Origin of the sequence: Lichenibacterium minor, assembly GCF_004137685.1 — a bacterium.
Taxonomy (GTDB): domain Bacteria; phylum Pseudomonadota; class Alphaproteobacteria; order Rhizobiales; family Beijerinckiaceae; genus Lichenihabitans; species Lichenihabitans minor.
In genome coordinates this window covers 1-4,811 of sequence record NZ_QYBB01000104.1, presented here as the reverse complement: position 1 = coordinate 4,811, position 4,811 = coordinate 1, and the positions used below count along the sequence as shown (strand labels likewise).

5 protein-coding genes and 1 pseudogene are annotated in these 4,811 nt (G+C 61.7%); 4 read left to right on the top strand and 2 right to left on the bottom strand.

Translation table 11 applies throughout. The features are described 5' to 3' along the window. The 3 genes from D3273_RS27205 to D3273_RS27195 form a co-directional block, all read left to right on the top strand. Positions 1–929 (top strand): TadE/TadG family type IV pilus assembly protein (locus D3273_RS27205; protein ID WP_129230110.1); only part of this gene is annotated, 929 nt, incomplete at its 5' end. Positions 930–991: 62 nt separating this feature from the next. After that, the gene (locus D3273_RS27200; protein WP_165359743.1) at positions 992–1,480 is read left to right on the top strand and encodes a TadE/TadG family type IV pilus assembly protein; all 489 of its coding nucleotides are present in this window, start codon (positions 992–994) and stop codon (positions 1,478–1,480) included. Positions 1,481–1,574: 94 nt separating this feature from the next. Beyond that, entirely contained in the window at positions 1,575–2,546 is a 972-nt protein-coding gene (locus tag D3273_RS27195) for a TadE/TadG family type IV pilus assembly protein (protein WP_165359742.1), read from the top strand. A gap of 220 nt (positions 2,547–2,766) precedes the next feature. Here the strand turns inward: D3273_RS27195 and D3273_RS27190 are convergent, their stop codons facing one another. Further along, positions 2,767–2,985 carry a hypothetical protein gene (locus tag D3273_RS27190; protein ID WP_129230105.1) on the bottom strand — a complete coding sequence of 73 codons (219 nt, stop codon included), beginning with the start codon at positions 2,983–2,985 and terminating at the stop codon, positions 2,767–2,769. A gap of 175 nt (positions 2,986–3,160) precedes the next feature. Between D3273_RS27190 and D3273_RS27185 the strand changes: the two genes are divergently transcribed. Beyond that, a complete protein-coding gene (locus D3273_RS27185; protein WP_129230103.1) occupies positions 3,161–3,571 on the top strand; it encodes a Ros/MucR family transcriptional regulator in 411 nt (136 codons plus the stop codon). Between the two features lie 31 nt (positions 3,572–3,602). Here D3273_RS27185 and D3273_RS27180 read toward each other — a convergent pair. Beyond that, positions 3,603–4,448: pseudogene (locus tag D3273_RS27180) on the bottom strand (3'-5' exonuclease); the annotation flags it as partial. Positions 4,449–4,811 lie beyond the last annotated feature (363 nt).

Here is a 4,811-nt window from a genome sequence, read left to right as displayed (position 1 = left end):
ATCGCTTCAAACCGGTCAACGACCTTTTTGGTCATGCCGCCGGCGACGCCCTGCTGGTGCAGGCGTCGAAGCGCATCCTGGGGGAGATCCGACCGGCCGACACGCTGGCCCGGATCGGTGGGGACGAGTTCGTGATGATCCTGACGAGCCAGCCTCAGCCCGAGAAGGCCTTGATCGTCGCGACGCGCATCATCGAGGCTCTTCGCCGGCCGTTCGAGATCGAAGGGCATCGGATCGAGATCGGCGCCTCCGTTGGCGTGTCCCTCTATCCCGATGATGGCGACTTGTGCTGCCGCGGCAGGATAACGGAGTGGCGTTCAACCTTCCTTAAAGGAAATTCGGCATGTGGGAATAGTTCCCACAAGAGAGTCACTCATTTGATAGACGGGCGGGATGTTATTCTGAGCGACGTTTCGACCCCCGCATCGAAGGGGTTATGCGCGCGGTCGCTTCTCAACGACATGCGCGGCACAGCCGCCGTCGAATTTGGCTTGGTCAGCCTGATGTTTACGGTTCTCCTTTTTTGCATCGTCCAGGTCGGCATTGTGATGCTGGTGCAGACGGCGCTGGACGAGGCGACACGGGTGGCGTCCCGGCAGATCCGGACCGGCACCGTCACCTCATCGGGTGCTACGACCTTTGTGAGCGCCCTTTGCGCCAAGCTATCGCTGCTCCCGAACTGCTCGGCGTCCATCCAATACAACGTCGTGTCCGGCTCCACCTTCGCATCCTTGTCGACGACGATCACAACAAGCAGCGCCAATCGAATGACCGGCACTCAGTTCGCACCTGGTACAGCTGGGCAAGACGTAATCGTGCAGGTTGGCTGGACACTGCCTGTTTACGTGCCCCAGATCACTCCGACGCTGGGCAAGAATGGTACGTTGCTCCTGATATCGACCGTCGCATTTCAGAATGAGCCATTTTGATGACGCGTGCTCACGACACATGTACTGGTACGCGTCGTTTTCTGCGGGATCGCCACGGCGTCGTGGCGATCGAATTTGCCATGTTGGTGCCTGTGACGATTCTGCTGCTGTTTGGTGGCTTCGAGGTAACTCGCATGGTGCGGGCCTCTCTGCGCCTCAACGATGTGGCCCAGACGGTGGCCGACCTTGTGGCCCAGCAAACCACGGTGACAGCTGCCAGCATGGCGAATTTCTGCACTGGCGGCGGCTTGGTGATGACGCCGTTCTCCGCAACGAACCTCGACGCCACGGTGGCGAGCGTCACCTACTCCAGTGCCAGTTCCTCGCGCGTGCTCGACTGGCAGGATACGACCTGCGGCAGCGGCAGTGCGATCACATCGCCGACGACGCTAGCGGCGAGCTACACGCCGAATGCCAAAGACAGTGTGGTCATCGTCCAGGCCGTCTACCCCTATGTGCCGGTGGTGACGACCCTCTTCACGACCAGTTTCACCATGACGAGAACCGCCTATGCGCGCCCACGCTCTGGCACGACCGTCACCCATTATTGAGAAAGACACCCCCATGTTGCGAACGGCACGGCGTCCCGGCAAGATTGCGGAGCATGGGTCCGCGCGACCTCTGAATGGCGCCATCAGGTCATTCATGGCGGATCGCGGCGGATCGCTGTTGGTCTGGTTCGCTATCGCTCTCGTGCCGTTGATGGTCGCGGTCGGCTCAGGCCTCGACTACGGACGCTCTGTGAACCTCAGGACGCGAATGCAGAATGCCACCGACGCGGCGGCTCTCGCCGGCGCCACGGCCTATACGAGCTCGTCAACGAGTTCCGCCGCGACCGCGGCTGCCAAGGCCTATATGGACGCCTTCGTGGCGCAGATGCCGTCGACATATGGCATTACGTACACGATCACACCATCGTCTACCGCCAGCGGTAGCACTTACACGCTTTATAATGTTACAGTTACAGCTAGTGGTGCTATCGAAAATACTTTGATGAAGATTGGCGGCTATAAGTCTAACACAGTCGCCACCACCAGCACCGCCGAAAACCCCGTCTATACGATGACTCTTACGCTTACCGGAACGGCTAGCAGCGCTTATGATATCGATAGTTTATATTACTATGTTGTACCGACTGATAACAGTGTGCCAACAAGCTCCGCCCTTACTCAGTTCTACACTAACACTTCCAGTAGCTATACAAAATCGTTTTCGGTCCAGCTGACAGCTGGTCAAAAACTTGGCTTTGCCATGTACAATGTTACGGGGGGAAGAACCGGCTATGGAAGTAATGCCCACGGGGCCGCACAGGGATCCACGCATTGGTTCTACTCCCATCTGATGCCGCCGAATTCCATCGCCTACCCGAGCGTGACAAAGGACTGCAGTCTGGAGGTGACGACTAGCACGACTGCCTTTACGTCTGGTTCGTGCTTTTCGGCACTACCGACTTATTCTACCTTGAACTGCTCAAAAGCGCCGGGTCAGACCATTTATTATTGGTGGAACGACATGGGTGGTGGGAGTGATGATTATGATTACAATGATATGACCTATACAGTCGTTTGCAGCAAAAATAACTCCTCCGAGCCGGCTGGGGTCGTACTCACGAATTGATGTGGTGCCGTGTTGAGATCATGTCGGCCCAGGGTCGAGCTATGTGCGGCATTTAGTTCGTTTCGGGTAAGCCCATAATGAACCGCTCCAGCGGTCTATTATGGGCCTCATGACCCCACCACTTAAATCAGACTTTCTCAAACAGACCATCTTAAAAAGACTGGTGGTCATAGCTGCCTGTGCCGACATTCGAGCCTCGCCCGCCTAGCCGAGCGTCTGTTCAGGATTTTCGGACGAGCTTGCCCAGGTGGTCTTCGACCTCGCTCAACGCGGCGGCCTCGGCCTTCATAGCCTCGGCAGCTCCGAGCACGGCCGCCACTATCGCCTCGTCGAAGGGATCCGCCTCGGCACTCTCAGCCTCGCGTCGGACAGCAGCCCCGATCTCATCGAGTCTGGTGCGGGCTGCCTTGGGGTCGATCGTCTTCCTCGGTCTCAGCATCAGGTCGGCGGACTCCAGGTGGCAGGCGAAAACGGTATCGACGCTCGATGGTGCGCACAAGATCGGCAGGAGCGGGAAGGTGCCATCGACCGACCTCCCGGACTGCCGAAACCCCGTCGATGGCCTTGCCCGACGCGCCTCGGCATGGGAACAGCGTTGCCTGAAGAGAGGACCGATGCCCGACCTGGACCCGACAGCGCTGATCGAGATGACCGCGGAAGTCGTCGCCGCCTACGTGACGAGGAACCACGTCCAGGCCGCCGACATACCGGGTCTCATCGCATCCGTGTACCAGAGCCTCGCCGACATGGGATCGATGCCGGCGCCGGTGCAGGAGGCTGAGAAGCTGGACCCGCTCGTCTCGATCAGGAAGTCCCTCACGGACGACTACCTCATCAGCTTGGAGGACGGGAAGCAGTACCAGTCCCTCAAGCGCCACCTTTCGACGCGCGGCCTCACCCCGGAGGAGTACCGGACCAAGTGGGGGCTGCCTGCGGACTACCCCATGGTTGCCCCCTCCTACGCGCGCAAGCGGAGCGAGCTGGCGAAGAGCATCGGCCTGGGCAGCCTCAGGAAGAGCGGTTGACCGCGGCATAGCAAGGTCTCTGCTGAAGGGTTCACGCCGGACGGTAGCGCTCATAGGCGGTCAGCACGTCACGCCGGAGTTCCACCTCGCGCAGGTACACCTCCCGTTCCAGAAAGCGCAGTTCGGCAGGGAGGTCATCCTCGTCCACCTCGGTCCACCACGCCTTCGGCAGGCCGTCGCCGCGGCCGAACCAGCGATACCCCCGGCGCTTCAGCACGTCCTTCATGTCGAAGAGCGCGTATTCGGCCCAGACCCGCACCCGAGTGCGGGCCGACGAGCCCAGCAGGTGCACGAAGCCGGAGCCGCCTCCGGTCTCATGGGCCAGGACTTCGAGAAGCGCGTGACAGTCGTCGACGGCACGGTGGCCGTGGTGGAACCAGCCGCAGCCGTTGACGAGGTAGCCAAGCTTGGCGCCCTCGAAGCCGATCTCCGCCCAGGGCACCTCCGCGACCGAGCAGGCCCAGGCCTTGTGCCGGAAGCCGTTGTCGAGACGTTCGCACAAGGCGCGGTCGAACTTGGCGTTATGGGCGATGACGAGCTCGGCCGGCTCCAGCAGGGCGCGGACAACCGTCATGTCGATCGCCTGACCCGCCACCATTTCGGCGATGATGCCGGTCAGCCGCGTGATCTCCGCGCTGATCTCGACCGTGGGCTCGTGCAGCATGCTGAGCACGCCCACCACCGGGCCGATGCGGCCCTCGGCGTCGTGCACGAAGGCCACCATGCCGAGTTCGATCACCTCGTCGCGGCGATGGTCGAGGCCGGTTGTCTCGACGTCGACCACGAGCGCGATGCTTTCGCCCGGTCCGGGCTGATAGACGGGGTCGATGGGGCGGGGCTTCAAGCGCCGCAGCACGCGGCAGCCGCCGACGCCGGGGAGGTTCTTGGCGTGCCCACGCCCGCCGGAGCGAGGGACCGTGGTCCTCGTCGGCGTCGTCGAACAGGTCGGCCTGGGCGAGCGGTGACGGGTTCATTGCGGGACTAAGTCTGCCGCGATCAGCCCCGAAGCTCAAGCACGGCCTGGAGTGCTCCCGGGCTGGCCGAGGTCGCGTCCCAGGATGTGGTGTAGGTGGCCGGGTAGCGGAGACGCCCGTTTGCGCGCCATCCACAGCGCTGTAGCGGACGGGCGTCTTCGCGGGAGGTAGCCATCGGCGGTCGCCGGCTAGGGTCGGGTTGCGAAGACCAACCTGAACCGAGAGACGCACCGATGACCGACGAGATGATGAGCCTGCGCGGGCTT